The sequence below is a fragment of the Streptomyces sp. HPF1205 genome (assembly GCF_020400825.1).
GTDB lineage: Bacteria > Actinomycetota > Actinomycetes > Streptomycetales > Streptomycetaceae > Actinacidiphila.
The window spans coordinates 1-1870 of record NZ_JAINVH010000096.1; the positions used below are offsets into that span (position 1 = coordinate 1).

Here is a 1870-nt window from a genome sequence, read left to right on the forward strand (position 1 = left end):
GTGTCGGGGCAGGTGTACGAGCAGGCCGCCGCGGACCGGCTGGAGTTCTGGGCCCAGCAGGCCACCCGGCTGACCTGGACCACACCGCCCACCCGGACACTGGACTGGTCCAACCCGCCCTTCGCGCAATGGTTCGCCGACGGTGAGCTGAACGTGGCCTACAACTGCGTGGACCGCCACGTGGAAGCCGGCCACGGCGACCGCGTCGCCCTGTACTTCGAAGGCGAACCCGGCGACAGCCGCACCCTGACCTACGCCCAACTCAAGGACGAGGTCTGCCAGGCCGCCAACGCCCTGACCGAACTGGGCATCACCGCCGGCGACCGCGTCGCGATCTACCTGCCCATGATCCCCGAAGCCGTGGTGGCCATGCTGGCCTGCGCCCGCATCGGCGCACCCCACTCCGTCGTCTTCGGCGGCTTCTCCGCCGACGCGGTCGCCTCCCGCATCCACGACGCCGACGCCACCTTGGTCATCACCGCCGACGGCGGCTACCGCCGCGGCAAACCCACCGCCCTCAAACCCGCCATCGACGACGCCGTCAGCCGCACCCCCCAAGTCCAACACGTCCTGGTCGTCCGCCGCACCGGCCAGGACATCACCTTCACCCCCGGCCGCGACCTGTGGTGGCACGAGATCACCACCCGCCAGCCCACCACCCACACCCCCCAACCCTTCCCCGCCGAACACCCCCTGTTCATCCTCTACACCTCCGGCACCACCGGAAAACCCAAAGGCATCCTCCACACATCCGGCGGCTACCTCACCCAGACCGCCTACACCCACCACGCCGTCTTCGACCTCAAACCCACCACCGACATCTACTGGTGCACCGCCGACATCGGCTGGGTCACCGGCCACTCCTACATCGTCTACGGCCCCCTGGCCAACGGCGCCACCCAGGTCATCTACGAAGGCACCCCCGACACCCCCCACCAAGCCCGCTTCTGGGACATCATCGCCAAATACCGCGTCACCCTCCTGTACACCGCCCCCACCGCCATCCGCACCTTCATGAAATGGGGCGACCACCTGCCCGCCCAATACGACCTGACATCCCTGCGCATCCTGGGCAGCGTCGGCGAACCCATCAACCCCGAAGCCTGGATCTGGTACCGCCACCACATCGGAGCCGACACCACCCCCGTCGTCGACACCTGGTGGCAAACCGAAACCGGCGCCATCATGATCTCCCCCCTCCCCGGCGTCACCCACACCAAACCCGGCTCCGCACAAACCCCCCTGCCCGGCATCAACGCCACCGTCGTCGACGACAACGGCAACGACGTCCCCAACGGCTCCGGCGGCTACCTCGTACTCACCCAACCCTGGCCCGCCATGGCCCGCACCATCTGGGGCGACGACCAGCGCTACATCGACACCTACTGGACCCGCTTCCCCGGCCGCTACTTCGCCGGCGACGGCGCCAAAAAAGACCACGACGGCGACATCTGGCTCCTCGGCCGCGTCGACGACGTCATGCTCATCTCCGGCCACAACATCTCCACCACCGAAGTCGAATCCGCCCTCGTCTCCCACCCCAAAGTCGCCGAAGCCGCCGTCGTCGGCGCCACCGACCCCACCACCGGACAAGCCATCGTCGCCTTCGTCATCCTGCGCGGCACCACCACCGACGACACCGACCTCACCCCCACCCTGCGCGACCACGTCGCCAAAACCCTCGGCCCCATCGCCAAACCCCAACGCATCCTCATCGTCACCGAACTCCCCAAAACCCGCTCCGGCAAAATCATGCGCCGCCTCCTGCGCGACGTCGCCGAAAACCGCCAACTCGGCGACACCACCACCCTCACCGACACCACCGTCATGGACCTCATCCAAAGCAAACTCCCCACCACACCCAGCGAGG

At 67.8% G+C, this 1870-nt stretch carries 1 protein-coding gene; it reads left to right on the forward strand.

What is annotated here, in order from left to right; genetic code table 11:
• Positions 1–1870 (forward strand): acetate--CoA ligase (acs, locus tag K7G61_RS35765; RefSeq protein ID WP_225851322.1); only part of this gene is annotated, 1870 nt, incomplete at both ends.